At 66.5% G+C, this 24,289-nt stretch carries 21 protein-coding genes; 11 read left to right on the top strand and 10 right to left on the bottom strand.

Annotation, left to right across the window (positions count from 1 at the left end; all coding sequences use genetic code 11):
- Positions 1-28: 28 nt before the first annotated feature.
- Entirely contained in the window at positions 29-1,609 is a 1,581-nt protein-coding gene (locus tag AC3A84_RS15760; protein WP_487970973.1) for an aminotransferase-like domain-containing protein, read from the top strand.
- Positions 1,610-1,661: 52 nt separating this feature from the next.
- On the opposite strand, the gene rpmG is transcribed toward AC3A84_RS15760, so the two are convergent.
- The 3 genes from rpmG to trxB all read right to left on the bottom strand — a co-directional run bounded on the left by rpmG (position 1,662) and on the right by trxB (position 3,277).
- Positions 1,662-1,832 (bottom strand): 50S ribosomal protein L33, encoded by a 171-nt coding sequence (gene rpmG / locus AC3A84_RS15755; RefSeq protein ID WP_092941986.1) that lies wholly within the window; start codon positions 1,830-1,832, stop codon positions 1,662-1,664.
- A gap of 12 nt (positions 1,833-1,844) precedes the next feature.
- Positions 1,845-2,078, bottom strand: coding sequence for a 50S ribosomal protein L28 (rpmB, locus tag AC3A84_RS15750; RefSeq protein WP_056667014.1), 234 nt, complete (start codon positions 2,076-2,078; stop codon positions 1,845-1,847).
- Between the two features lie 239 nt (positions 2,079-2,317).
- The gene (trxB, locus tag AC3A84_RS15745) at positions 2,318-3,277 is read right to left on the bottom strand and encodes a thioredoxin-disulfide reductase (RefSeq protein ID WP_487970972.1); all 960 of its coding nucleotides are present in this window, start codon (positions 3,275-3,277) and stop codon (positions 2,318-2,320) included.
- A gap of 245 nt (positions 3,278-3,522) precedes the next feature.
- On the opposite strand from trxB, the gene AC3A84_RS15740 reads away from it, so the two are divergent.
- Together AC3A84_RS15740 and lolA are read left to right on the top strand one after the other, a co-directional pair.
- Complete coding sequence (locus AC3A84_RS15740; RefSeq protein WP_487970971.1) at positions 3,523-5,859, top strand: DNA translocase FtsK; 2,337 nt, start codon at positions 3,523-3,525, stop codon at positions 5,857-5,859.
- Positions 5,860-5,975: 116 nt separating this feature from the next.
- Positions 5,976-6,608 (top strand): outer membrane lipoprotein periplasmic chaperone LolA, encoded by a 633-nt coding sequence (lolA, locus tag AC3A84_RS15735; RefSeq protein ID WP_487970970.1) that lies wholly within the window; start codon positions 5,976-5,978, stop codon positions 6,606-6,608.
- Between the two features lie 36 nt (positions 6,609-6,644).
- Here the strand turns inward: lolA and AC3A84_RS15730 are convergent, their stop codons facing one another.
- On the bottom strand, positions 6,645-7,010 hold the full coding sequence (locus tag AC3A84_RS15730) for a DUF1304 domain-containing protein (protein WP_487970969.1): 366 nt from the start codon (positions 7,008-7,010) through the stop codon (positions 6,645-6,647).
- Positions 7,011-7,119: 109 nt separating this feature from the next.
- On the opposite strand from AC3A84_RS15730, the gene AC3A84_RS15725 reads away from it, so the two are divergent.
- The 7 genes from AC3A84_RS15725 (at position 7,120) to AC3A84_RS15695 (ending at position 14,203) form a co-directional block, all read left to right on the top strand.
- Positions 7,120-8,460, top strand: coding sequence for a replication-associated recombination protein A (locus tag AC3A84_RS15725; RefSeq protein ID WP_487970968.1), 1,341 nt, complete (start codon positions 7,120-7,122; stop codon positions 8,458-8,460).
- A 242-nt stretch (positions 8,461-8,702) separates the two neighbouring features.
- Complete coding sequence (locus tag AC3A84_RS15720; RefSeq protein WP_487970967.1) at positions 8,703-9,632, top strand: branched-chain amino acid ABC transporter permease; 930 nt, start codon at positions 8,703-8,705, stop codon at positions 9,630-9,632.
- A 16-nt stretch (positions 9,633-9,648) separates the two neighbouring features.
- Complete coding sequence (locus tag AC3A84_RS15715) at positions 9,649-10,725, top strand: ABC transporter permease subunit (protein ID WP_487970966.1); 1,077 nt, start codon at positions 9,649-9,651, stop codon at positions 10,723-10,725.
- Positions 10,726-10,749: 24 nt separating this feature from the next.
- A complete protein-coding gene (locus tag AC3A84_RS15710; RefSeq protein WP_486160565.1) occupies positions 10,750-11,532 on the top strand; it encodes an ABC transporter ATP-binding protein in 783 nt (260 codons plus the stop codon).
- A gap of 1 nt (position 11,533) precedes the next feature.
- Positions 11,534-12,262: an ABC transporter ATP-binding protein gene (locus AC3A84_RS15705; RefSeq protein WP_487970965.1), complete on the top strand. Its 729-nt coding sequence runs from the start codon at positions 11,534-11,536 to the stop codon at positions 12,260-12,262.
- A gap of 243 nt (positions 12,263-12,505) precedes the next feature.
- Positions 12,506-13,153: a DUF47 domain-containing protein gene (locus AC3A84_RS15700; RefSeq protein ID WP_487970964.1), complete on the top strand. Its 648-nt coding sequence runs from the start codon at positions 12,506-12,508 to the stop codon at positions 13,151-13,153.
- Between the two features lie 39 nt (positions 13,154-13,192).
- The gene (locus tag AC3A84_RS15695) at positions 13,193-14,203 is read left to right on the top strand and encodes an anion permease (protein ID WP_487970963.1); all 1,011 of its coding nucleotides are present in this window, start codon (positions 13,193-13,195) and stop codon (positions 14,201-14,203) included.
- A 572-nt stretch (positions 14,204-14,775) separates the two neighbouring features.
- Here AC3A84_RS15695 and AC3A84_RS15690 read toward each other — a convergent pair.
- The 6 genes from AC3A84_RS15690 to ugpB form a co-directional block, all read right to left on the bottom strand.
- Complete coding sequence (locus tag AC3A84_RS15690; protein WP_487970962.1) at positions 14,776-17,397, bottom strand: DUF3772 domain-containing protein; 2,622 nt, start codon at positions 17,395-17,397, stop codon at positions 14,776-14,778.
- Positions 17,398-17,504: 107 nt separating this feature from the next.
- A complete protein-coding gene (gene ugpQ, locus AC3A84_RS15685; RefSeq protein WP_487970961.1) occupies positions 17,505-18,284 on the bottom strand; it encodes a glycerophosphodiester phosphodiesterase in 780 nt (259 codons plus the stop codon).
- A gap of 33 nt (positions 18,285-18,317) precedes the next feature.
- Positions 18,318-19,325, bottom strand: coding sequence for a sn-glycerol-3-phosphate import ATP-binding protein UgpC (locus AC3A84_RS15680; protein ID WP_487970960.1), 1,008 nt, complete (start codon positions 19,323-19,325; stop codon positions 18,318-18,320).
- A 64-nt stretch (positions 19,326-19,389) separates the two neighbouring features.
- The gene (gene ugpE / locus AC3A84_RS15675) at positions 19,390-20,241 is read right to left on the bottom strand and encodes a sn-glycerol-3-phosphate ABC transporter permease UgpE (protein ID WP_487970959.1); all 852 of its coding nucleotides are present in this window, start codon (positions 20,239-20,241) and stop codon (positions 19,390-19,392) included.
- Between the two features lies 1 nt (position 20,242).
- Positions 20,243-21,124, bottom strand: a complete 882-nt coding sequence (gene ugpA, locus AC3A84_RS15670; RefSeq protein ID WP_487970958.1) for a sn-glycerol-3-phosphate ABC transporter permease UgpA — start codon at positions 21,122-21,124, stop codon at positions 20,243-20,245.
- 162 nt (positions 21,125-21,286) lie between these two features.
- The gene (gene ugpB, locus AC3A84_RS15665) at positions 21,287-22,597 is read right to left on the bottom strand and encodes a sn-glycerol-3-phosphate ABC transporter substrate-binding protein UgpB (protein ID WP_487970957.1); all 1,311 of its coding nucleotides are present in this window, start codon (positions 22,595-22,597) and stop codon (positions 21,287-21,289) included.
- Between the two features lie 417 nt (positions 22,598-23,014).
- Here ugpB and serA point away from each other — a divergent pair, with 417 nt between their 5' ends.
- Complete coding sequence (gene serA / locus AC3A84_RS15660) at positions 23,015-24,244, top strand: phosphoglycerate dehydrogenase (protein ID WP_487970956.1); 1,230 nt, start codon at positions 23,015-23,017, stop codon at positions 24,242-24,244.
- Positions 24,245-24,289 lie beyond the last annotated feature (45 nt).

Genomic DNA, 24,289 nt, shown 5'->3' with positions numbered 1-24,289 from the left:
CCCCGTCCTCTGTCTGCGCCCTCTGCCCATGTCCTCGCGCTCCCCCCAGCCTTCTCTCGCCATCGTCCATGAGCCGCTGCCCCCGACAGCGGCTGCTGCGGGGGTGCCGCGCTACCGCCAGCTCGCGGGGCTCTACGAGCAGGCCATTGCCTCCGGCAGCCTGGTGCCCGGCATGCGGCTGCCGTCGGTGCGCGAGCTGTGCCAGCGCCACGGCGTCAGCCTCACGACTGCGCTGCAGGTGCTGCGCCACCTGGAAGGGCAGGGCTGCGTCGAGGCGCGCGAGCGCGTGGGCTATTTCGTGCGCAGCAGTGGCCGCTCCGATGCGCTGCCTGCCGTGCGCGAGCCCGAGCTGCACGAGCCGCTGGCGCCCGATCCCCACGTCTTCGCGGGCATCAACGAGCGGATTTCGCTGTTCCTCGAAAAGGCCCGCCGCGCCGGCCCCGGCGTGCTGGACCTGGGCAGCGCCATGCCTGCGCCCAGCCTGTTCGACGCGACGGCACTCAACCGCCTGGCTGCGCGCCTGCTGCGCGAGCAGCCCGACATCCTGGTCTATGGCCCCTCCGCGCCGACCACGCACGCCGAATTCCAGCAGGCCATGGCACGCCATGCGCTGGGTTTCGGCGTCAGCCTCTCGCCCGACGAGATCGGCGCCACGCACGGCAATTCGGAGGCAGTGAACCTGGCGCTGGACGCCATCGCCGAGCCAGGTGACGTGATCGCAGTGGAGTCGCCTACCTTCTTCGGCATCCTGCAGGCCATCGAGGTCCGCGGCCTGCGTGCGCTGGAGATCCCCAGCAGCCCGCGCACCGGCATCTCGCTGGAGGCGCTGGAGCTCGCAGCGCGCAACGAGCCGCGCCTGAAAGGCGTGGTGGTCGTGCCGCACCTGCAGATGCCGCTGGGCAGCGTCATGCCCGACAGCCACAAGGAGCGGCTGGTGGCGCTGTGTGTCGAATACGGCCTGGCGCTGATCGAAGACGACATCTACCGCGAATTCGTCGAATCGCCCCAGCCGCTGCGCCCGGCCAAGGCCTGGGACCGGCCGGGCGAGGCGGGGCAGGTGATCTACTGCGCATCGCTCAGCAAGAGCTTCGCCCCTGGCCTGCGCCAGGGCTGGATGAGTGCTGGCCGCTGGCATGCGCGGGTGCAGATGCTGAAGTTCGCCCGCACCCGCAACATGCAGTCGTGGTCGCAGCTGTTGGCGGCGCGCAGCGTCGATTCACCCGATTACGAGCGCCACATGCGCCGGATGCGGCTGCAGCTGCGCGAGCAGCGCGAGGCCTCGGCGCGGGCCATCGCACGCTACTTTCCGCCGGGCACGCGCCTGAGCCTGCCGCCGGGCGGCATCAGCCTGTGGATGGAGCTGCCTCCGGGTATTTCCACCAGCCGGGTCTACGACGAGGCGCTGGCGCGCGGCATCCGCGTGGCGCCGGGCTCGATGTTCTCCAACACCGGGCGCTACGAGCACTTTCTGCGGATGAGCTGCGGCATGCCCTTCACGCCCCAGGTGGAAGCGGGCTACCGCGTTCTCGGGGAACTCATGGCGGCCCAGCAGCGCCCCGCGGCCGCCGTGGCGCCCCAAGCTGCCCGCCTCGGCGGATTACGGGCATAAAAAAACCGCCCCGAGGGGCGGTTTCTTCGTTCAAGGGAGTGAACCTGAAGGATTACTTCAGCTTCATTTCCTTGTACTCGACGTGTTTGCGAGCCTTGGGATCGAATTTCACGATCAGCATCTTCTCGGGCATCGTCTTCTTGTTCTTGGTCGTGGTGTAGAAGTGGCCGGTACCCGCAGTGGATTCCAGCTTGATCTTGTCGCGTCCGCCTTTGGTTGCCATGGTCGCTCTCCTTTAAGCCTGGCCGCGTGCACGCAGGTCTGCGAGCACGGCGTCGATACCGTTCTTGTCGATCAGGCGCAGACCGGCGTTGGAAATGCGCAGACGCACCCAGCGGTTTTCGCTCTCGACCCAGAAACGGCGGTATTGCAGGTTCGGCAGGAACCGGCGCTTGGTCTTGTTGTTGGCGTGGGAAACGTTGTTCCCGACCATGGGGCCTTTGCCCGTGACTTCACATACGCGTGCCATGAGGACACTCCGAAAGTTTTTAACGGCCGAAAGCGAAGTGCCCTGCAGCTTGTGCTGCCGGGCCTGCTCATGCGGCCTCACCTCGCCAGAAAGGGTGGCGGTAACCCGATTGCCAAGCCCGGCAGCACCCGTGAAAGAAGTGCGCAGAAGTCAGCAAAGCCGCAGATTATAGCCTGAACGTGACTGGCACCTCAATTGAGAAACCGGCCAGTGCCGCGCAAGGCCCTTCTGAGGGCGGCTTAGATCGTGCCTTCCTGCTCAAGGAAGCGTTGCGCGTCCAGCGCGGCCATGCAGCCCGTGCCGGCGCTGGTGATGGCCTGGCGATAGACGTGGTCCTGCACGTCGCCGGCCGCGAACACGCCGGGCACGCTGGTCTGCGTGGCGAAGCCCTTGAGGCCGCCCTGCGTGACGATGTAGCCGTTGTCCATCGCCAGCTGGCCGTTGAAGATCTCGGTGTTGGGCGCGTGGCCGATGGCGATGAAGCAGCCTTGCAGGGCGATGTCCTGCGTGCTGCCGTCCTGCGTGCTCTTGATGCGGATGCCGGTCACGCCGGAGGCGTCGCCGAGCACTTCGTCCAGCGTGTGGAACGTCTTGAGCTCGATCTTGCCGGCGGCGACCTTCTCGTTGAGCTTGTCCACCAGGATGGGCTCGGCCTTGAACTTGTCGCGGCGGTGTACAAGCGTCACCTTGCGGGCGATGTTGGAGAGGTACAGCGCTTCCTCGACGGCGGTATTGCCGCCGCCCACCACGCACACGTCCTGGTCGCGGTAGAAGAAGCCGTCGCAGGTCGCGCAGCCCGACACGCCCTTGCCCATGAAGGCTTCTTCGGAGGGCAGGCCCAGGTACTTGGCCGATGCGCCAGTGGCGATGATCAGCGAGTCGCAGGTGTAGGTGCCGCTGTCGCCCGTCAGGGTGAAGGGGCGCTTGCTGAAGTCCACCGTGTGGATGTGGTCGAACACGATCTGGGTCTTGAAGCGCTCCGCGTGCTCCAGGAAGCGCTGCATCAGTTCGGGGCCCTGCACGCCGTTCACGTCCGCGGGCCAGTTGTCCACCTCGGTCGTGGTCATCAGCTGGCCGCCCTGGGCCATGCCGGTGATGAGCACCGGGTTCAGGTTGGCGCGGGCGGCATAGACGGCGGCGGTGTAGCCGGCGGGGCCGGAGCCGAGGATCATGACTTTGGCGTGCTGGATGTTCGACATGACGGGATCAGAAAGGAAAGGGTTGGTTGGCGCCTGACCGGGTGTTTGGCTGGGCGCGGATCGCCTCGGTAGGCGGCTCCCGCGAGTATGGACGCGCGGGGGCCGTCCGGGGCGGCGGCTTATCAATGGCCGCGATTGTAAGAACCGATGACCGACCCCGGCGAGGGCAGGCCATTCGGGCGCATGGCCAGCTGTGACAGGTCGTGACAAGCCCATCGGGTAAGCTTCGCCGCGCATTTTTTCATATGACCTATTCCCTCAATACCCTGAACGCTTCGTCCTCCGCGAAGTCCGCGCCCCGCAGTGGCGCGGCGCGCTTCGGCCACGAAATCGGCCTCGTGCTGGGCCTGCTGGCCCTCGTCTTCTGGCTGCTGGCGCTGGTCAGCTATTCCGGCCACGATCCGGCATGGTCCACTTCGGGCGCCAACGACGGCCGGCTGGTGACCAACTGGGCGGGGCGCTCCGGCGCCTGGCTGGCGGACTGCAGCTATTTCGCGCTCGGCTTTTCCGTCTGGTGGTGCCTGGCGGCCGGTGTGCGCGCCTGGCTGGCATCGCTGGCGCGCTGGATGGGCGGCGGCGAGGTGGCGGCGGGCGCCCATGCGCCCTGGCTGCGGCGCCTCCTTTTCTGGGGTGGGCTGGCCATCTTGCTGTGTGCGAGCACGGGGCTGGAATGGTCGCGCCTCTACCGTTTCGAATCGCTGCTGCCGGGCAAGGCGGGTGGCGTGCTGGGCTATGCCATGGGCCAGCTCGGCGTGAAGTGGCTGGGTTTCACCGGCTCGGGCCTGGTGGGCGTGATGCTGGTGGTGCTGGGTGCAGCCCTGGTGTTCCGCTTCTCGTGGGGCAATGTGGCCGAGCGCCTGGGTGGGCGCCTCGAAGGGCTGGTGCAGTTCGGCCGCGCCAAGCGCGAGCAGGCGCGCGACGTGGCGGTGGGCAAGCGCGCAGCGCGCGAGCGTGAAGAGGTGGTGCAGGAAGAGCGCCACGAGGCCGAGGAGCACCACCCGCAGCCCGTCCACATCATCGAGCCGGTGCTGCACGACGTGCCGCAGAGCGCACGTGTGGTCAAGGAGCGGCAAAAGCCGCTCTTCACCGAAATGCCCGACAGCCGCCTGCCGCAGGTGGACCTGCTCGACGGCCCGCTGGCGCGCCAGGAGACCGTGGCGCCCGAGACGCTGGAGATGACCAGCCGCCTGATCGAGAAGAAGCTCAAGGATTTCGGCGTCGAAGTGCGCGTGGTCGCGGCCATGCCCGGGCCGGTCATCACGCGCTACGAGATCGAGCCCGCCACCGGCGTGAAGGGCTCGCAGATCGTCAACCTCGCCAAGGATCTGGCCCGCTCGCTCTCGCTGGTGTCCATCCGCGTGATCGAGACCATTCCCGGCAAGAATTTCATGGCGCTGGAACTGCCCAATGCCAAGCGCCAGTCGATCCGCCTCTCGGAGATCCTGGGCTCGCACATCTACCACGAGGCCAAGAGCATGCTCACCATGGGCCTGGGCAAGGACATCGTGGGCAACCCGGTGGTGGCCGACCTCGCCAAGATGCCGCACGTGCTGGTGGCCGGCACGACCGGCTCGGGCAAGTCGGTGGGGATCAACGCCATGATCCTCTCGCTGCTCTACAAGGCCGAGGCGCGCGACGTGCGCCTCTTGATGATCGACCCCAAGATGCTGGAAATGTCGGTCTATGAAGGCATCCCGCATCTGCTCGCGCCTGTGGTCACCGACATGAAGCAGGCCGCCAACGGCCTGAACTGGTGCGTGGCCGAGATGGAGCGGCGCTACAAGCTCATGTCCAAGCTGGGCGTGCGCAACCTGGCGGGCTACAACGTCAAGATCGACGAGGCCAAGGCGCGCGAGGAGTTCATCTACAACCCCTTCAGCCTGACGCCCGAGGAGCCCGAGCCGCTGCAGCGCCTGCCGCACATCGTGGTGGTCATCGACGAGCTGGCCGACCTGATGATGGTCGTGGGCAAGAAGATCGAAGAGCTGATCGCCCGGCTGGCGCAGAAGGCGCGCGCGGCCGGCATCCACCTCATTCTGGCCACGCAGCGGCCCAGCGTGGACGTGATCACGGGCCTCATCAAGGCCAACATTCCGACTCGCATCGCCTTCCAGGTGAGCAGCAAGATCGACAGCCGCACCATCTTGGACCAGATGGGCGCCGAAGCGCTGCTGGGCATGGGCGACATGCTCTACATGGCCAGCGGCACCGGCCTGCCCATCCGCGTGCACGGCGCCTTCGTCTCGGACGATGAGGTCCACCGCGTGGTCAGCTACCTCAAGAGCCAGGGCGAGCCCGACTATGTCGAAGGCCTGCTCGAAGGCGGCACCGTCGATGGCGAGGACGGCCCCTTTGGCGAGGGTGGTGGCAGCGAAGGTGGCGAGAAGGACCCGATGTACGACCAGGCGGTGGAGGTGGTGCTCAAAGACCGCAAGGCCAGCATCTCCTACGTGCAGCGCAAGCTGCGCATCGGCTACAACCGCTCGGCCCGCCTGCTCGAAGACATGGAAAAGGCGGGCCTCGTCAGCGCGCTCACGGCCAGCGGCCAGCGCGAAGTGCTGGTGCCCAGCCGCGGCGAGTGATCCGCCGCATCGCCACCGAGGCCCATCGAACGGTGGGCCGGCCACCGGCGGGGCTTGAATCGCCCGCAGTCCGCCCCCAGGTGATAAGGCCCGGCCTCTGGCCCATAGGAGACCCCATGAAGCAGTGGATTGCTATTGTTTTGATAGCTGCTGGCGCCCAGTCCGCCAGCGCTGATGGCCTGAAGAGCCTGGAATCGTTCATGCGCGGCGTGCAGTCCGGCAAGTCCGACTTCACCCAGACCGTGACCTCTCCGGCCAAGGATGGCCAGGCCCCGCGTGTGAAGACCTCCACCGGGAGCTTCGAATTCCAGCGCCCGGGTCGTTTCAAGTTCGCCTATAAAAAGCCCTTTGAGCAGACCATCGTCGCCGACGGCAAGACGCTCTGGCTCTACGACGCCGACCTGAATCAGGTCACCCAGCGCGCGCAGGACAAGGCCCTGGGCTCCACGCCCGCCGCGCTGCTGGCCTCTGCGCCCGATCTGCAGGCGCTGCAGAAGGAATTCACGCTGCAGTCCGCGCCCGATCAGGATGGCCTGCAGTGGGTGGTGGCCAGCCCGAAATCTCCCGACGGGCAGCTTAAAAGCGTGCGCGTGGGCTTCGCTGGTGAGAACCTGGCGGCGCTCGACATCCAGGACAGTTTCGGCCAGCGCTCGCAGATCCGCTTCACGTCCATGCAGACCAACACCGCGCTGCCCGCCTCGGTCTTCCAGTTCAAGCCGCCGGCCGGTGCCGACGTGGTGAAGCAGTAAGAACGTATTCGCGATCTAAGGCAGCGGGCGGGGGGATCAGCGCGCCGCCAGCACCAGCAGCAGGCCGATGGTCGCCGGCACGGCCTGGATGAACAGGATCTTGCGACTGGCGGTCAGCGCGCCGAACACGCCGGCCACCAGCACGCAGAGCAGGAAGAACACCTGCACCTGCAGCCCGAAAGCACCGCCCAGCCACAGGCCCCACAGCAACCCCGCCGCCAGGAAGCCGTTGTAGAGGCCCTGGTTGGCGCCCAGCACCTTGGTGGCCGTGGCTTTTTCCTGCGTCATGCCGAAAGCCCGCAAACCGGCGGGCTTGTCCCACAGGAACATCTCCAGTACCAGGATATAGATGTGGAGCAGCGCGATCAGCGCGACGACGATGGCGGCGGCGGTGGAGAGCATGGGCAGGGTCCCGACGAAGAATGCAAAGGCTGGCAGCATAGCGGCCCCGCCTTTTGAAGTCCTGTCGCGCCCGGCGCCCGCGCCCACCGAATCTCTTGTCCCCCAGTCCATGAACGCCAGAACTTCCGCCGCGCCATCGCCCCAAGCCCACCAACCTCTGGCTGAGCGCCTGCGACCACGCACGCTGGGCGAGGTCATCGGCCAGCAGCAGGTGCTGGGCCCGGGCATGCCACTGCGGCTGGCCTTCGAGTCGGGCCGCCCGCACAGCTGCATCCTCTGGGGGCCGCCCGGCGTGGGCAAGACCACCATCGCGCGGCTGATGGCCGATGCCTTCGATGCGCAGTTCATCAGCATCAGCGCGGTGCTGGGGGGGGTGAAGGACATCCGTGAAGCCGTGGAGCGGGCTGAGGCAGCGCGCGATGGGCTGATGCAGCAGCGCACCATCGTCTTCGTGGATGAAGTGCATCGTTTCAACAAGAGCCAGCAGGACGCCTTCCTGCCTCACGTCGAGTCGGGCCTCTTCACCTTCATCGGCGCGACGACCGAGAACCCCTCGTTCGAGGTGAATTCGGCACTTCTCTCGCGTGCAGCGGTCTATGTGCTGCAGCCGCTCGCGGCCGAAGACCTCAAGCGCATCGTGGCGCTGGCCCAGCAGATGCAAGCGCTGCCTGCTATTGAAGATGTAGCAATCGACCGGCTCATCGCCTATGCCGACGGCGATGCCCGGCGCCTGCTCAACACGCTGGAGACGCTGGCCATGGCGGCTGCGCAGGAGCGGCTGGAGATCATCGCGGACGAGTGGCTGCTCAAGGTGCTGGGCGAGCGCATGCGGCGCTACGACAAGGGCGGAGAGCAGTTCTACGACACCATCAGCGCGCTGCACAAGTCGGTGCGCGGCTCCGACCCCGACGCCGCGCTCTACTGGTTCGTGCGCATGCTCGACGGCGGTGCGGACCCGCGCTACATGGCCCGCCGCCTGGTGCGCATGGCCAGCGAAGACATCGGCCTGGCCGACCCGCGCGCGTTGCGCCTGGCCCTCGATGCGGCCGAGGTCTACGAGCGTCTGGGTTCGCCCGAGGGTGAGCTGGCGCTGGCCGAGTGCGTGATCTACCTGGCCGTGGCGCCCAAGTCCAATGCGGCCTACAAGGCCTACAACGCCGCGCGCGCCCACATCAAGGCCGACGGCACGCGGCCCGTGCCCATGCACCTGCGCAATGCGCCCACCCAGCTGATGAAGACGCTGGACTACGGCAAAGGCTACCGCTACGCGCACGACGAGGAGGGCGGCTTTGCGGCCGGCGAGAACTATCTGCCCGAAGGCATGGAGCCCCCGGGCTTCTACCGCCCGGTGCCGCGCGGGCTGGAGATCAAGATCGGGCAGAAGATGGACGAACTGCGCGCTCGCAACGAGGCCGCCGGTCAGGCAGCCCCTGAGGGCGGGGCTGACTGACACCTATCGGCCCATCACAATTTCTTATGGTCTGCGCTCCAGACTGATGCCTCGGTCTTTCCAGGGAAAACCCGTCCGTGGGCTCGCCGACGGCACGGAAGCAACTGGCTACAATCCCGCCACCTAAACCCGCACGGTACTCGTCCTGGCGGGTTTTTTGCTACATGGCAGCTTGCCCGCAACGCTGCACCGAACCCTGGTGCCTGCGCGATGGGCGCGTCACAAACGAAGGACCTTTTCTTATGGACATCTTGCTGCAACAGATCATCAACGGTCTGGTACTTGGCAGCATGTACGCCTTGATAGCCCTGGGCTATACGATGGTGTACGGCATCATTCAACTGATCAACTTCGCTCACGGCGAGGTGCTCATGATCGGCGCTCTTACCAGTTGGAGCTGCATCGGCCTGATGCAAGAGGCCATGCCTGGCGCGCCAGGCTGGCTGATCCTGTTGCTGGCGACCATCATCGCGTGCGTCGTGGCGGCTACGCTCAACTTCGTGATCGAAAAGGTGGCCTACAAGCCGCTGCGCAGCAGCCCCCGGCTGGCCCCGCTCATCACCGCGATCGGCATGTCGATCCTGCTGCAGACGCTGGCGATGATCATCTGGAAGCCGAACTACAAGCCCTATCCCACGCTGCTGCCCACCACGCCGTTCAACGTCGGCGGCGCGGTGATCACCTCGACCCAGATCCTGATCCTGGGCGTGACGGTGGTGGCCCTGGCATCGCTGATGTACCTGGTCAACTACACCCGCCTGGGCCGTGCCATGCGCGCCACGGCGGAGAACCCGCGCGTCGCGGCGCTGATGGGCGTCAAACCCGACATGGTCATCTCGGCCACGTTCATCATCGGCGCCGTGCTGGCCGCCATCGCCGGCATCATGTATGCATCCAACTACGGCACGGCGCAGCACACCATGGGTTTCCTGCCGGGCCTGAAGGCCTTTACCGCAGCCGTGTTCGGCGGCATCGGCAATCTGGCCGGCGCTGTGGTGGGCGGCATCCTGCTGGGGCTCATCGAAGCCATCGGCTCGGGCTACATCGGCACCCTGACGGGCGGCATCCTGGGCAGCAATTACGCCGACATCTTCGCTTTCATCGTGCTCATCATCATCCTCACGCTGCGCCCCTCGGGCCTGCTGGGCGAACGTGTGGCCGATCGTGCCTGACCGAGAGGGACACACCATGAAAAACACCAAAGTCCAATGGATCCTGGGCGGCATCGCACTGCTGGTGCTGCCGCTGCTGCTGCAGTTCTTCGGCAACGCCTGGGTGCGGATCGCCGACCTGGCGCTGCTCTACGTGATGCTGGCCCTCGGCCTGAACATCGTGGTCGGTTACGCCGGCCTTCTCGACCTGGGCTACGTGGCCTTCTACGCTGTGGGCGCGTATCTCTTTGCGCTGATGGCTTCCCCCCAGCTGTCCGACAATTTCGCCGGTTTCGCGGCGATGTTCCCGAACGGCCTGCACACCTCGCTCTGGATCGTCATACCGCTTGCGGCGCTCATTGCGGCGATATGCGGGGCGATGCTCGGGGCGCCCACGCTCAAGCTGCGGGGCGACTACCTGGCCATCGTGACGCTGGGCTTCGGCGAGATCATCCGCATCTTCCTGAACAACCTGGACCACCCCATCAACCTGACCAACGGCCCCAAGGGCATCGGCCAGATCGACTCGGTCAAGATATTCGGGCTCGACCTCGGCCGGCGGCTGGAGCTGTTCGGCTACGACATCAACTCCGTCACGCTCTACTACTACCTCTTCCTGGTGCTGGTGATCGTCAGCGTTGTGATCTGCTACCGCCTGCAGGATTCGCGCATCGGCCGCGCGTGGATGGCTATCCGTGAAGACGAAATCGCCGCCAAGGCCATGGGCATCAACACCCGCAACATGAAGCTGCTGGCTTTCGGCATGGGCGCTTCGTTTGGTGGCGTGTCGGGTGCGATGTTCGGTGCCTTCCAGGGCTTCGTGTCGCCCGAATCCTTCAGCCTGATGGAGTCGGTCATGATCGTTGCCATGGTGGTGCTGGGTGGCATCGGCCACATCCCCGGCGTGATCCTGGGTGCCGTTTTGCTGTCGGCGCTGCCCGAGGTGCTGCGCTACGTGGCCGGCCCGCTGCAATCCATGACCGACGGCCGCCTCGACGCGTCCATCCTGCGCCAGCTGCTCATCGCGCTGGCCATGATCGTCATCATGCTGCTGCGTCCGCGTGGTCTCTGGCCTGCTCCCGAGCACGGCAAGAGCCTCACGCAGAAGAACTGACAACAACACCGCGGAAAGTTAGCAATGGCAGAAAACTCCAAAGATGTGGTGCTGCAGGTCTCCGGCATTTCCAAGCGCTTCGGCGGGCTGCAGGCCCTCTCCGACGTGGGCATCACCATTCAGCGTGGCCAGGTCTATGGCCTGATCGGTCCCAACGGGGCCGGCAAGACGACGTTCTTCAACGTCATCACCGGGCTCTACACGCCCGACAGCGGCAGCTTCGCGTTGGCCGGCAAGCCCTATGAACCCACGGCGGTCCATGAGGTGGCCAAGGCGGGTATTGCCCGTACCTTCCAGAACATCCGCCTCTTCGCCGACATGACGGCGCTCGAGAACGTGATGGTCGGCCGCCACATCCGCACCCGTTCAGGGCTGCTGGGCGCGGTCTTCCGCACCAAGGCCTTCAAGCAGGAAGAGCAGGCCATCCGTGCCCGTGCCCAGGAACTGCTGGACTACGTGGGCATCGGCCGCTTCGCCGACTACAAGGCGCGCACGCTGAGCTACGGCGACCAGCGCCGCCTGGAAATCGCTCGCGCCCTGGCCACTGACCCCCAGCTGATCGCTCTGGACGAGCCCGCCGCCGGCATGAATGCGACCGAGAAGGTGCAACTGCGCGAATTGATCGACCGCATCCGCAACGACAACCGCACCATCTTGCTGATCGAGCACGACGTGAAGCTGGTGATGGGCCTGTGCGACCGCGTGACCGTCCTCGACTACGGCAAGCAGATCGCCGAGGGCCACCCCGCCGACGTGCAGAAGAACGAAAAAGTGATTGAGGCCTATCTGGGCACCGGAGGACACTGAGATGGCCGAGAAATCGAACAAAGTTTTGCTGGCCGTCAAGGGACTGAAGGTGGCCTACGGCGGCATCCAGGCCGTCAAGGGCGTGGACTTCGAGGTGCGTGAGGGCGAGTTGGTCTCGCTCATCGGCTCCAACGGCGCCGGCAAGACCACCACCATGAAGGCGATCACGGGCACGCTGCCCTTCGTCGATGGCGACATCCAGTACCTGGGCGAGAGCATCAAGGGCAAAGGCGCGTGGGACCTGGTCAAGAAGGGCCTGGTCATGGTGCCGGAAGGCCGCGGCGTGTTCGCCCGCATGACCATCACCGAGAACCTGCTGATGGGCGCCTACATCCGCAAGGACAAGGCCGGTATCCAGGCCGATATCGAGAAGATGTTCACCATCTTCCCGCGTCTGCGCGAGCGCAAGGACCAGCTGGCCGGCACCATGTCCGGCGGCGAGCAGCAGATGCTGGCCATGGGCCGCGCGCTGATGAGTCAGCCCAAGGTGCTGCTGCTCGACGAACCCTCCATGGGCCTGTCGCCCATCATGGTGGACAAGATCTTCGAGGTGGTCCGCGATGTGTACGCCCTGGGCGTGACCGTGCTGCTGGTCGAGCAAAATGCCAGCCGCGCGCTGGCCATTGCCGATCGTGGATACGTGATGGAATCCGGCCAGATCGGCATGACCGGCGCCGGCCAGGACCTGCTGAGCGATCCGCGCGTGCGCGCCGCCTACCTGGGCGAGTGATTCTTTCCGCCGTGGCATGGCCGCGGCGAAAGGTTGAGCAAGGGCACCTTCGGGTGCCCTTGTCGTTTCCGTGGCTGTCCGCGCATTGGTGCGTGATCGGCAAAACACAGGGGTTAGGACGGCCTTTTGTAGGACCGCGCCGACGCTATGGGCGCCCGGTTACACTCGCGCTTTTCGCCGGATCGTCACAAAAGGTTCACGGCGGCGTCATTATTTCTTGTCCAGGTCTGCTCAGGAGTTCGCATGTTGTTTGGAAAGCTGTTGCCGCGTGAAGGCAATTTCTTCGAGATGTTCAATCAGCATGCGGACCGCATCGTGGAGGCCGCACGTGCCTTTTCCCAGTTGGTCGCCAACTACAACGACCCTCACCTGCGCGACAAGTACAACCAGGATGTGGACAACGCTGAGCGTGCGGCCGACCGGGTGACGCACGAAGTCAACCGCACGCTGCACAAGACTTTCATCACGCCCATCGACCGCGAGCAGATCCACTCGCTCATCAATACGATGGATGACGTGGCCGACCTGATCCAGGATTCGGCCGAAACCATGGCGCTCTACGATGTGCGCCACATGACGGAAGAGATCACCCGCCTGACCGATCTCAGCCTCAAGTGCTGCGAGCGCCTGCGCGACGCCGTCAAGCTCCTCGACAAGATCGCGGAGCCGTCCGTGGCCGAGGCCGCGCTCAAGACCTGCGAGGAGATCGACCGGCTGGAAAGCGATGCCGACCGCGTGATGCGCAGCGCGTTGAGCAAGCTCTTTCGCGAAGAGCCGGACGTGCGCGAGGTCATCAAGCTCAAGGCCATCTACGAGCTGCTCGAGACCATCACCGACAAGTGCGAAGACGTGGCGAATCTGATCGAGGGCATCATCCTCGAGAACTCCTGACGCGCAGCGGTCGTCCCCTCTAGCTCCCAACAGCTTTCCATGGCAACCGTACAAACCGCCCTCTGGGTCGTGGTCCTGCTCGTCGCGCTGGCCATCCTGTTCGACTTCATGAACGGGTTCCACGACGCGGCCAATTCCATCGCCACCGTCGTTTCCACCGGCGTGCTCAAGCCCGGCCAGGCCGTGGTCTTCGCCGCTTTCTTCAATTTCGTCGCCATTTTCATCTTCCACCTGAGCGTGGCGGCCACCATCGGCAAGGGCATCGTGCAGCCGGGCGTGGTCGATACGCACGTGGTCTTCGGCGCGCTCGTCGGTGCCATCAGCTGGAACCTCATCACTTGGTATTACGGCATTCCCAGCAGCTCCTCGCATGCGCTCATCGGTGGCATCGTGGGCGCCGTGATGGCCAAGGCCGACGCGAGTGCGCTGGTGTCCGCCGGCATCCTGAAGACCGTGGCCTTCATCTTCGTGTCGCCGCTGCTGGGCTTCTTGCTGGGCTCGCTCATGATGGTGGCCGTCGCATGGATCTGCCGCCGCGCGCGTCCGGGCAAGGTGGACAAGTGGTTCCGCCGGCTGCAGCTGCTCTCGGCCGGCGCATACAGTCTGGGCCATGGGGGTAACGATGCGCAGAAGACCATCGGCATCATCTGGCTGCTGCTGATCGCCACCGGCTACGCCTCCGCTTCGGACGCCTCTCCGCCCACCTGGGCCATCGTTGCCTGCTATGCAGCCATCGGGCTGGGCACCATGTTTGGCGGCTGGCGCATCGTGAAGACCATGGGGCAGAAGATCACCAAGCTCAAGCCCGTGGGCGGCTTCTGCGCCGAAACCGGCGGAGCGCTGACCCTGTTCCTGGCCACGGCGCTGGGCATTCCGGTCTCCACCACCCACACCATCACCGGCGCCATTGTCGGCGTGGGCTCCACGCAGCGCGCCAGCGCGGTGCGCTGGGGCGTGGCGGGCAACATCGTCTGGGCGTGGGTCCTGACGATTCCGGCCAGCGCCTTTGTCGCGGCCATTGCCTACTGGGTCAGCCTTCAGCTCTATTGAGCTGTCCCAGCGCCGGGCGGTAGAGGCCGGGCGCCCTGCCGCGGGGCGCTCCTTATTTCATAGCTGCCTGCGTCCGATCTGCGAGCGCTTGCAGCGAAAAACTCCCTGAGCCGGGGCCGGAGCACGGTGTGAACTTCCGGCTTCCGCTCCCGGCGCTGCCCCGGCAACATGAGCAGCGCACACACCGGGGAGGTGCCGCACGCCGAGCACTCCGGTCGCCGCTCGTCGTCGCGCGACAGCCTGCGGGGCCTTGCCAGCCAGTCAAGGCTTCGCTCCATCGCCCGGCACCTCAGCGCCAGCACGCAGCCCGTTCTCGCCCCGGGCAGTTTCATGATCTGCGGTTCGATGTCGTGGCCTTGCGCGCCCTCGGAGGCCGCTTCACCCGCGCCGCCGCACCGGTACCGGCGCCCTCTTAGCCAGCCGCTCGACGGCCACACCGTACGGCTGGCCCGATGCCTGCGGACCTGCGGCTGCTCACCGGCCGGCCGCCGCAGGGTGGGTCGCTATGCAAGGCCGAATCCCGGCAGGAATGGATTGCAGGCCCTTGATTTGCGCAGGCGTATTGCTATGGTTTACGTAGCGTCCGGCGTCGGATCGCCTGCCGGCCCCTTCGGCTGGGGAATGGCCACGGTGGGCAGGGCCTGCGCGCTCGCCATCGTGGGGGGCGGCACACTGGTCGATGCCGGGGGCGAGAGCGCCATGCCGGCTTCGCGCAGCGATTCGAGAATGGAGAACAGCAGTTCGCTCTTCACCCCGCCGGCGTTGCGCGGGTTGCTCACGTAGCCGATAGCCAGGAAGGTGAGGGTACCGCTGACGATGTCTTCCAGCTGCACCACGGGCGCGGGATTGTCCAGAATGCCCTCGTGCGCAGTGAACGCGGCCAGGATGAGGTCGCCCATGCGCCGGGCGTCCACATCCAGCGGAGCAGGCAGGCGCAGGAGCACGCGGCCGGGGGCGCCGGTGAGCGTCATGTTCCGCACGGTCTTGGTGATGAATTCCGAGTTGGGGACGATCACGGTGGAACGGTCGCCCAGCTGGATTTCGGTGGCACGCACGTTCACCCGGCGCACGTCGCCCTCCGTCGTGCCGAGCACCACCCAGTCGCCCACCTTCACGGGCCGCTCGGCCAGCAGGATCAGGCCCGAGATGAAGTTCTGCACGATGGCTTGCAGCCCGAAGCCGATACCCACCGACAGTGCGCTGGCCACCCAGGCGATGCGTTCCACGCTGATGCCCAGGCCTGCCAGCGCCACGGCGATGACGACCACGCCACCCACGTAGCCCAGCAGCGTGGTAATGGAGCTGCGCATGCCCGGCTCCAGCGAGGTGCTGGGAAAGTACCGGTCGCTGAGCCAGCGCTTGAAGACGCGGATGGTGAGAAAGCCGGCGAGCAGTACGGCCATCGCCGTGAACATGGCCTGCGGCGCGATGACCACGCTGCCCACCTTCAGGCTGTGGTCGGCATTGGTGCCGCGGCGGAAGACTTCGTCCGGGCCGGTGCCGAAGGGTGCCAGCAGGGCAATCACCATGTAGAAGAAGAGCGCCACGCGCAGCACGCCCGAGGTGACCACGGCGACCTGGTCGAGCAAATTGGCATCCACGCCCAGGCCGCGGTGCAGGCGGCCGCCGAAGCCGCTCTTGGACGACAGCAGCGCCTCGCACACGTCGTCCACCACCTGGAAGGCGAGGTAGGTGGTGGCGAAGACCACGCCCGTCCACACCATCTGCCGCGCCAGGGTGCCGGCCAGCGCCACGTAGCCCACGGCCACCATCAGCGCAATGGCGAGCGTGGCCAGGTTGGCGCAGGCGACGACCAGGCCGACCCAGACCGGGCGGGGCTCGGCTGCCGGTGCATCTGCATCTGCGGCATTCCCACCGTCAGCGTCGCCGGCAGCAGGGGCGGCGGCGGGCGCCGAGGGGGTGCGCAGATGGCGCAGCGCCAGCGCCATCAGGGCCGCCACCAGCAAGGCCGACACCACGTGGACGGACACCTCGGCGGCCAGGCTGGCGCCGATGATGCTGTTGATGTCCGTTACCAGCGCGCTCAGCGCCGCGACGATGCCGATGCACCATGGGTAGGGGCTCAGGCGCGTGGCCAGACCGTCGGAGATGCCGGTCAGCCGCCAGGAGCTGCGCTTTCGCAGGAGCAGCGCATGGCCGAGCGAGATGAGCACCGCGGCGAACACGGCCGAGCGCACGCTGCTGTCGGCCAGCGACTCCACGGAATCCGAGAGCGGGGCGCCGGCTTCCAGCGCGCTCCAGAACCACTGCGCGGCCAGGCCGATGAGCAGGGTGTGGACCAGCACCGACGCCGCCGCCAGCAGCGAGCGCCGCAGCCGCCCACCCGGCAGGCGCGACGGCACCAGGCGGATCAGCAAGCGCTCGGCCAGCCAGGTGCCGGCGACCGCGAGCAGCAGCGCCCCCGCCAGGCTTGCGAGGAAGGTGCCGCGGCTTTCGGACTGCATCGCGGCGCGCACGGCGGTACGCACTTCGTTCGCCAGGGACTCGAGACGGACGGCATCGCCCGGCAGGGCATTGCGCAGGTTGCGCCAGAACACGCGGCCCAGCGGTGAGTCGATGCGGTGGGTCAGCGCCGCCTGGAACTGCTCGCGGCGCTGGCGGATGAGATCGGCGCCGCGTTGTTCGGCATCCACCATGATGAGGCGCGCGAGCTTCAGTTCCGCATCGACGGCGGCGCGCTGCTTGGTCAGCGCGGCCCGCTGAGCGGCCACGTCGGGCGAGTCGGCCTGCGCGCCTTTTTCAGGCGCGGGCCCCAGGCCAGCCAGGCGCGAGTCGATGTCGGCCAGATCGGCGGCGCGGCTGGTAGCCAGCTGCTCGGCTGCGGTGCCGATGGCGTTGACTTCACCCAGCAGCTTGCGTCCGTCGTCGTCTTCGGCGAGCTTTTGCGGGATGGCGTCCAACTGCTTGCGCAGCACATCGACGCTGGGCGGCATGGGCGTGTCGACAGGGTTGCCGTCATCGTCGTTGCCCGTCTGTGCTTGTGTGCTGCTGCCGTTGCCGCTGCTGGACCCGCCGGGCTGGGCATGGGCCGGGCCGCCGCCCAGCCCGAGGAAGGCGATGGCCAGCAGCAGGCAGGCCAGGAGCTGGGTGAGGAATGGGGTGGGGGGGGGGGCGGTGGGAATTCCGCCGCAGGCGGTGCGGCAGGGAATGCGGGTCGGACGGGGCGAAATCATCCCCGGATTGTGCGATGCCTTGGGGCCGTGGTGGCATGCCGGCGAGCACGTAGCCTTGGCTGCCGCCCGCTCGCCAGCGGAAGGCCGCCGGGCGCCTTGGGCTCGACTCAGTTCGCCGCCGGGCTGAACAGATCGACCCGGTCGGTGATGATGCCGTCCGTGCCCAGGTCGATCAGCCGCTGGGCGGCCCATTCGTCGTTGACCGTGTAGCTCAGCGTGCGCAGCCCGGCGCCCTGCGCGGCGGCGACCGTTTCGGCCGTCCAGAGGGCGTGGTTGCAGACAATGGCCACGCAGCCCAGCTGCTGTGCGGTATCGAGCCAGCCGTCGGGCAGCGTGTCGAGGAGCAGGCCGCGCGGCAGCGCGGGCACGGCGTCGCGGGCGCCGGCGAGGGCTGCGGGCTTGAACGAGGTGAGCAGCGGCGGCACCGCCTGGCCCTGCCAGAGCCGTGCGGCCTGGGCGGCGACGGCGCGGCCGGTGGCCTCTTCGGTACCCGGCGTGGGCTTGATCTCGATGTTCAGCAAATAGCCGTTGGCGATGCAAAAGCGCGCCAGGCCCGCCAGCGATGCCGGCGGCTCGCCCGCCCAGGCGCGCGAGTGCCAGCCGCCGGCATCGAGCTGCGCCAGCTCGCTCCAGGGCCGGTCGCCGGCCGTGCCGGTGCCGTTGGTCGTGCGCGCCAGCGTGGCGTCGTGCAGCAGAAAGGGCACGCCGTCGGCGCTAAGCTTGGCGTCGCACTCGAACATCCGGAAGCCGTACGAGGCACCCAGCCGGAAGGCCGCGAGCGTGTTCTCCGGGGCGAGCTTGCCGGCGCCGCGGTGGGCGATCCAGCGGGGATAGGGCCAGGCGGGCGCGGCCGGGCGGGCGGCAGGGGCGGGGGCGTCGTCGTGCATCAGGTGGATTGTGCCGGTGGCGTTGGCTGTGGCTTAGCGCCGCTTGCCGCTGGCCGCGTCGAACCAGTGCAGGCGGTCAGGGCGCGGGGCCACGCGCAGCGTGTCGCCGGGCTGCGGGTGCAGCGTGCCTTCTTCCACGCGCACGATGAGCTGCTCGTCGCCCAGGCGGGCATAGACGAGGCGTTCGGCGCCCAGCAGCTCCACGCTGTCCACGCGCACCTCCCAGCCGTCGGCGGCCGTGACGTCCAGGTGTTCGGGGCGCACGCCCAGCACCGCGCCGGCCTGGCAGCCCGGTGCGTTCTTGAGCAGGTTCATGGGTGGCGAGCCGATGAAGCTCGCCACGAAGGTCGATGCGGGTGCGTGATAGACCTCTTCGGGCGTGCCGAACTGCTCCATCACGCCGCCGTTCATCACGATCATGCGCTGGGCCAGCGTCATGGCCTCGACCTGGTCGTGGGTGACAAAGAGGCTGGTGATGCCCAGCTCGCGGTGCAGTTTCTGGATTTCCAGGCGGGTCTGCGCGCGCAGCTTGGCGTCGAGGTTGGAGAGCGGCTCGTCGAACAGGAACACCTGCGGCTGGCGCACGATGGCGCGGCCCATGGCCACGCGCTGGCGCTGGCCGCCGGAGAGTTCGCGGGGCTTTCTCTCCAGCAGGTGGCCGAGTTCGAGGATCTTGGCGGCCTTGTCCACACGGGCGCGGATCTCGTCCTTGGGCACCTTGGCGATCTTCAGGCCATAGGCCATGTTCTCGAAGTTCGTCATGTGCGGGTAGAGCGCGTAGTTCTGGAACACCATGGCGATGTCGCGCTGGGCGGGCTCCAGGTCGTTGACCACGCGGTCGCCGATGGCGATCTCGCCGCCGGAGATTTCCTCCAGGCCCGCGACCATGCGCAGCAGGGTGGACTTGCCGCAGCCCGAGGGGCCGACGATGACGATGAATTCGCCGTCGGCGATTTCGGCGTTGACGCCGTGGATGACCTGGTTGGCCTTGGGGCCGTGGCCGTAGCGCTTGATGACGTTGCGCAGGGAAAGAGATGCCATTTTGCTATTGAATCCGTAGCTGTATGCGTTGATGGAATGGGCGCTGCAAGGGGTTTTGGGTGGATTACTTCTCGGTATCCACCAGCCCCTTGACGAACCATTTCTGCATGAGGATGACCACCAGCGCGGGTGGCAGCATGGCCAGCAGGGCGGTGGCCATGACGATGTTCCATTCGTTCTGACCGTCGCCGCCGGCGATCATGCGTTTGATGCCGATGACCACCGGGTACATGTCCTCGCTGGTGGTGGCCAGCAGCGGCCAGAGGTACTGGTTCCAGCCGTAGATGAACTGGATCACGAACAGCGCCGCGATGGAAGTGCGCGAGAGCGGCACCAGCACGTCCTTGAAGAAGCGCATCGGCCCGGCGCCGTCCATGCGCGCGGCCTCGACCAGCTCGTCGGGCACCGTGAGGAAGAACTGCCGGAAGAGGAAGGTGGCCGTGGCCGAGGCGATCAGTGGCACCGTGAGGCCCGCATAGCTGTTGAGCATCCCCAGGTCGGAGACGACCTGGTAGGTCGGTCCGATGCGCACTTCCACCGGCAGCATCAGGGTGATGAAGATCAGCCAGAAGCACAGGCCCTTGAACGGGAAGCGGAAGTACACGATGGCGAAGGCCGACATCAGAGAAATGGCGATCTTGCCGACCGTGATGACTATGGCCGAGACGAAGCTCACCCACATCATGCGGGCCACGGGCGCGGTGGAGCCGGCGCCCTGGTCGCGCCCGAAGAGCGCGGCCTTGTAGGTTTCCCAGAAGTGCGAACCGGGCAGCAGGGGCATGGGCGCCTGCACGATCTCCTGCGCGGTGTGGGTGGAGGCGACGAAGGCCAGGTACAGGGGGAAGGCGACGATGACGACGCCCAGCACCATGATGAAGTGCGCGAGGATGCCGCGCGTGAGGCTGCGTTCGACCATGTCAGTACTGAACCTTCTTTTCGACGTAGCGGAATTGCACGACGGTGAGCGCGACCACGATCAGCATCAGCACCACCGACTGCGCAGCCGAGCCGCCCAGGTCCATGGCCTTGAAGCCGTCGTAATACACCTTGTAGACGAGGATGGCGGTGTCCTTGCCGGGCCCGCCCTGGGTGGCGGCATCGACGATGGCGAAGGTGTCGAAGAACGCATAGACCACGTTGATCACCAGCAGGAAGAACGTCGTGGGCGAAAGCAGAGGGAACTGCACCGTCCAGAAGCGGCGCAGGGGGCCCGCGCCGTCGATGGCAGCGGCCTCGATCAGCGATTTGGGAATCGACTGCAGCCCGGCCAGGAAGAAGAGGAAGTTGTAGGAGATCTGCTTCCAGACCGAGGCCATCACGATCAGCGCCATGGCCTGGCCTGAATTGAGCAGGTGGTTCCAGTCGATGCCGAAGTGGCCCAGCGCGTAGGAGACCACGCCCAGCGAGGGCGAGAACATGAACACCCACAGCACGGCGGCCACGGCGGGCGCCACGGCGTAGGGCAGGATCAGCAGGGTCTTGTAGAACATCGCGCCCTTGACCACGCGGTCGGCGAACACCGCCAGCAGCAGCGACAGCACGATGCCGCTGGTCGCCACCAGTACCGAGAAGAAGGCGGTGGTCTTGAACGAATCGATGTAACCGGGGTCTTCGAAGAGGCGCCGGAAGTTCTCAAGCCCCACCCATTCGGTGGAAGTGCCGAAGGCGTCCTGCAGCTGCAGTGACTGCACCAGGGCCTGGCTGGCCGGCCAGAAGAAGAAGACCACGATGACGGCCATCTGCGGTGCGATCAGCAGCCACGGCAGCCAGGCGGATTTGAATCGGACGCGTTTTTCCATGATGTCTGCGAAAGGCCCTCGCGAGGGCCGCACGCTGCGATCCTTGCAGGGTGAAGGGTTGAACGACAAAAAACCCTCCCCGCACACGCGGGGAGGGTTGGGGCGAGAAGGCAGCTGCGACCTGGTGCCGGACGTGCCGGCGGCCGGCCGCAGCCCGCGGCATCAGCTCTTGTTGGCCTTCTGGAACCGTTCGAGCTGCTCGTTGCCGCGCTTGACGATGTTCTGCAGCGCTTCCTGGGGCGTCTTCTTGCCGGACCAGACCTGTTCGAGTTCTTCGTCCTCGATGGCGCGGATCTGCACGTAGTTGCCCAGGCGGATGCCGCGGCTCTTGTCGGTCACCTTGCGGATCATCTGCGTGACGGCCACGTCGGTGCCCGGGTGCTGCTTGTAGAAGCCGGACTTTTCGGTCAGGTCATAGGCGGCCAGGGTGACGGGCAGGTAGCCGGTGCGCTGGTGGCTGGCGGCCTGCACTTCGGGGCGCGAGATGAACTTGAAGAACTCGGCCACGCCCTTGTATTCGGCGGGCTTCTTGCCGGACATCACCCACAGGCTGGCACCGCCGATGACGGTGTTCTGCGGTGCGCCGGGCACGTCGGGGTAGTAGGGCAGGGGCGCGAGGCCGTAGGCGAACTTGGCGTTCTTGGCCACGTTGCCGTAGAAGCCGGACGAGGTGTTGATCATGGCGCACTCGCCCGAGACGAAGCTGGCTTCAGGGACGTTGCCGCGGCCCTTATAGACGAAGAGACCCTGCTTGGCCATGTTGGCCAGGTTCTCGATGTGGCGCACGTGCAGCGGCGAATCGACCTTCAGGCGCGCGTCCATGCCCTGCAGTCCGTTGGACTTGCTCGCGAACTCCACGTTGTGCCAGGCCGAGAAGCTCTCCAGCTGCGTCCAGCCCTGCCAGGCGGTGGTGAACGGGCACTTGTGGCCGGCGGCCTTGAGCTTGGCGGCGGCGGCGACCACTTCGGGCCAGGTGGCGGGCGCCTTGTCGGTGGGCAGGCCGGCGGCCTTGAAGGCGTCCTTGTTGAAATAGAAGATGGTGGTGGAGCTGTTGAACGGGAAGCTCAGCATCTGGCCGTTAGGAGCCGTGTAATAACCCGCGACGGCCGGGATGTAGGCCTTGGGATCGAACGGTGCGCCCGCGTCCTGCATGACCTTGCCCACGGGCACGATCGCGCCCTTGCTGGCCATCATGGTGGCGGTGCCCACCTCGAACACCTGCAGGATGTGCGGCGCGTTGCCGGCGCGGAAGGCGGCGATCGAGGCCGTCATCGATTCGTCGTAAGTGCCCTTGTAGGTGGGCACGATCTTGTAGTCCTTCTGGCTCTCGTTGAACTGCTTGGCCAGATCGTTCACCCATTCGCCGTTGACGGCGGTCATCGAGTGCCACCACTGGATCTCGGTCTGGGCTTGTGCAGACAGGCATGCCGACGCGGCGAGGGCGGCGGTCAGTGCCAGGTGCTTGAATTGCATGAAAACTCCTGCGTAGGGGATGGTGCGGGAAGGCACGGATCAGCCATCGTATAGCGCACTCCGTGACGTCCCCGTGACGTTGTGACATGCCACGGCCGGCGGTTCAACGGGGGAAACCCGTCGCGGACGGCCTTTGCAGTCGTGTCGGTGACGTGTCGGTATTGTGACAAGTCACGGTGTGGCCCAGGGCCTGCCACTCCCCAGGGCGGCCGAATACTGTGCTGCCCTAAGGGAATTGGTGCGATGCACAATGATTTGGCCAGCCCGGTTCGGCTCTGCGGCGTTGGCGGCGCGGGCCAGCGGGGCCGCGGTGGGCCTGCAGCCTGAGCGGGGCGCGTCCCCTGCGCCTGCCTTCGGGCCGTCGCCGCCCTTGTCCCTCCGTCTTTCTTCCCTTCTTCCTTCTTTTTCCTCATCGCCATGGCCAAAACCTCTCTGGACAAAAGCAAGATCAAGTTCCTGTTGCTCGAAGGCATCCACCCGTCTGCGGTAGAGGTGCTGCGCGGCGCGGGCTATACGCAGGTTGAGCTGGTGTCCGGGGCGCTGCCGGACGAGGAGCTCCAGCGCAAGATCGCCGATGTGCACTTCCTGGGCATCCGCTCGCGCACGCAGCTGACGGCCGAGGTCTTGGCTCAGGCCCACAAGCTGGTGGCCGTGGGGGCCTTCTGCATCGGCACCAACCAGATCGACCTGGATGCGGCCCGCGAGCGCGGCGTGGCCGTCTTCAATGCGCCGTACTCCAACACCCGCTCGGTGGCCGAGCTGGTGCTGGCCGAAGCCATCCTGCTGCTGCGCGGCGTGCCCGAAAAGAGCGCCGTGGCGCACCGCGGCGGCTGGCTCAAGAGCGCCGAGAACGCCTACGAGATCCGCGGCAAGACGCTGGGCATCGTGGGCTACGGCTCCATCGGCACGCAGCTGTCGGTGCTGGCCGAGGCGCTGGGCATGCACGTCGTCTTCCATGACGTGATCAACAAGCTGCCGCTGGGCAATGCGCGCCAGGCGCCCTCACTGCAGGCGCTGCTGGCGCAGAGCGACATCGTGACCCTGCACGTGCCCGAGCTGCCCTCCACCCAGTGGATGATCGGCGCGGCCGAGATTGCGGCGATGAAGCACGGCGCCATCCTGCTCAACGCCTCGCGCGGCACGGTGGTGGCGATCGAGCCGCTGGCTGAGGCGCTCAAGTCCGGCAAGCTGCTGGGCGCGGCCATCGACGTCTTCCCGGTCGAGCCGCGCACCAACAAGGACGAATTCGTGAGCCCCCTGCGCGGGCTGGACAACGTCATCCTCACGCCGCACATCGGCGGCTCCACCATGGAGGCGCAGGCCAACATCGGGCTGGAGGTCGCCGAGAAGCTGGTGAAGTACAGCGACAACGGCACCTCGATCACGTCGGTGAACTTTCCCGAGGTGGCGCTGCCCGCGCACCCGGGCAAGCACCGTATCCTGCACATTCACCGCAACGTGCCGGGCGTGCTCTCGGCCATCAACCAGGTGTTCGCCGACAACCACATCAACATCGCCGCGCAGTACCTGCAGACCAACGAGAAGATCGGCTACGTGGTGATCGACATCGACGCCCAGTCGTCCGATCTGGCGCTGGACAAGCTGGCCCAGGTGCCCGGCACCCTGCGCAGCCGGGTGCTTTTCTGAACGTGGGGCGGGGCCTTTTGCTATTCAAATAATAGCGCGGAGCGC

It is taken from the genome of Paracidovorax sp. (assembly GCF_057642795.1).
The sequence above is the reverse complement of the archived record's forward strand: the minus strand, read 5'-3'. Positions and strand labels throughout refer to the sequence as shown.

Bases quoted from the DNA above. Each gene is read 5' to 3' on its own strand.
- serA (WP_487970956.1), top strand. From the start codon at position 23,015: ATGGCCAAAACCTCTCTGGACAAAAGCAAGATCAAGTTCCTGTTGCTC.
- AC3A84_RS15740 (WP_487970971.1), top strand. From the start codon at position 3,523: ATGACCTATTCCCTCAATACCCTGAACGCTTCGTCCTCCGCGAAGTCC.
- ugpQ (WP_487970961.1), bottom strand. From the start codon at position 18,284: ATGCACGACGACGCCCCCGCCCCTGCCGCCCGCCCGGCCGCGCCCGCC.
- AC3A84_RS15700 (WP_487970964.1), top strand. From the start codon at position 12,506: ATGTTGTTTGGAAAGCTGTTGCCGCGTGAAGGCAATTTCTTCGAGATG.
- lolA (WP_487970970.1), top strand. From the start codon at position 5,976: ATGAAGCAGTGGATTGCTATTGTTTTGATAGCTGCTGGCGCCCAGTCC.
- AC3A84_RS15710 (WP_486160565.1), top strand. From the start codon at position 10,750: ATGGCAGAAAACTCCAAAGATGTGGTGCTGCAGGTCTCCGGCATTTCC.
- AC3A84_RS15690 (WP_487970962.1), bottom strand. From the start codon at position 17,397: ATGATTTCGCCCCGTCCGACCCGCATTCCCTGCCGCACCGCCTGCGGC.
- rpmG (WP_092941986.1), bottom strand. From the start codon at position 1,832: ATGGCAACCAAAGGCGGACGCGACAAGATCAAGCTGGAATCCACTGCG.
- ugpA (WP_487970958.1), bottom strand. From the start codon at position 21,124: ATGGAAAAACGCGTCCGATTCAAATCCGCCTGGCTGCCGTGGCTGCTG.
- trxB (WP_487970972.1), bottom strand. From the start codon at position 3,277: ATGTCGAACATCCAGCACGCCAAAGTCATGATCCTCGGCTCCGGCCCC.
- AC3A84_RS15680 (WP_487970960.1), bottom strand. From the start codon at position 19,325: ATGGCATCTCTTTCCCTGCGCAACGTCATCAAGCGCTACGGCCACGGC.
- AC3A84_RS15720 (WP_487970967.1), top strand. From the start codon at position 8,703: ATGGACATCTTGCTGCAACAGATCATCAACGGTCTGGTACTTGGCAGC.
- AC3A84_RS15715 (WP_487970966.1), top strand. From the start codon at position 9,649: ATGAAAAACACCAAAGTCCAATGGATCCTGGGCGGCATCGCACTGCTG.
- AC3A84_RS15730 (WP_487970969.1), bottom strand. From the start codon at position 7,010: ATGCTCTCCACCGCCGCCGCCATCGTCGTCGCGCTGATCGCGCTGCTC.
- ugpE (WP_487970959.1), bottom strand. From the start codon at position 20,241: ATGGTCGAACGCAGCCTCACGCGCGGCATCCTCGCGCACTTCATCATG.
- rpmB (WP_056667014.1), bottom strand. From the start codon at position 2,078: ATGGCACGCGTATGTGAAGTCACGGGCAAAGGCCCCATGGTCGGGAAC.
- AC3A84_RS15705 (WP_487970965.1), top strand. From the start codon at position 11,534: ATGGCCGAGAAATCGAACAAAGTTTTGCTGGCCGTCAAGGGACTGAAG.
- AC3A84_RS15725 (WP_487970968.1), top strand. From the start codon at position 7,120: ATGAACGCCAGAACTTCCGCCGCGCCATCGCCCCAAGCCCACCAACCT.
- AC3A84_RS15760 (WP_487970973.1), top strand. From the start codon at position 29: ATGTCCTCGCGCTCCCCCCAGCCTTCTCTCGCCATCGTCCATGAGCCG.
- ugpB (WP_487970957.1), bottom strand. From the start codon at position 22,597: ATGCAATTCAAGCACCTGGCACTGACCGCCGCCCTCGCCGCGTCGGCA.
- AC3A84_RS15695 (WP_487970963.1), top strand. From the start codon at position 13,193: ATGGCAACCGTACAAACCGCCCTCTGGGTCGTGGTCCTGCTCGTCGCG.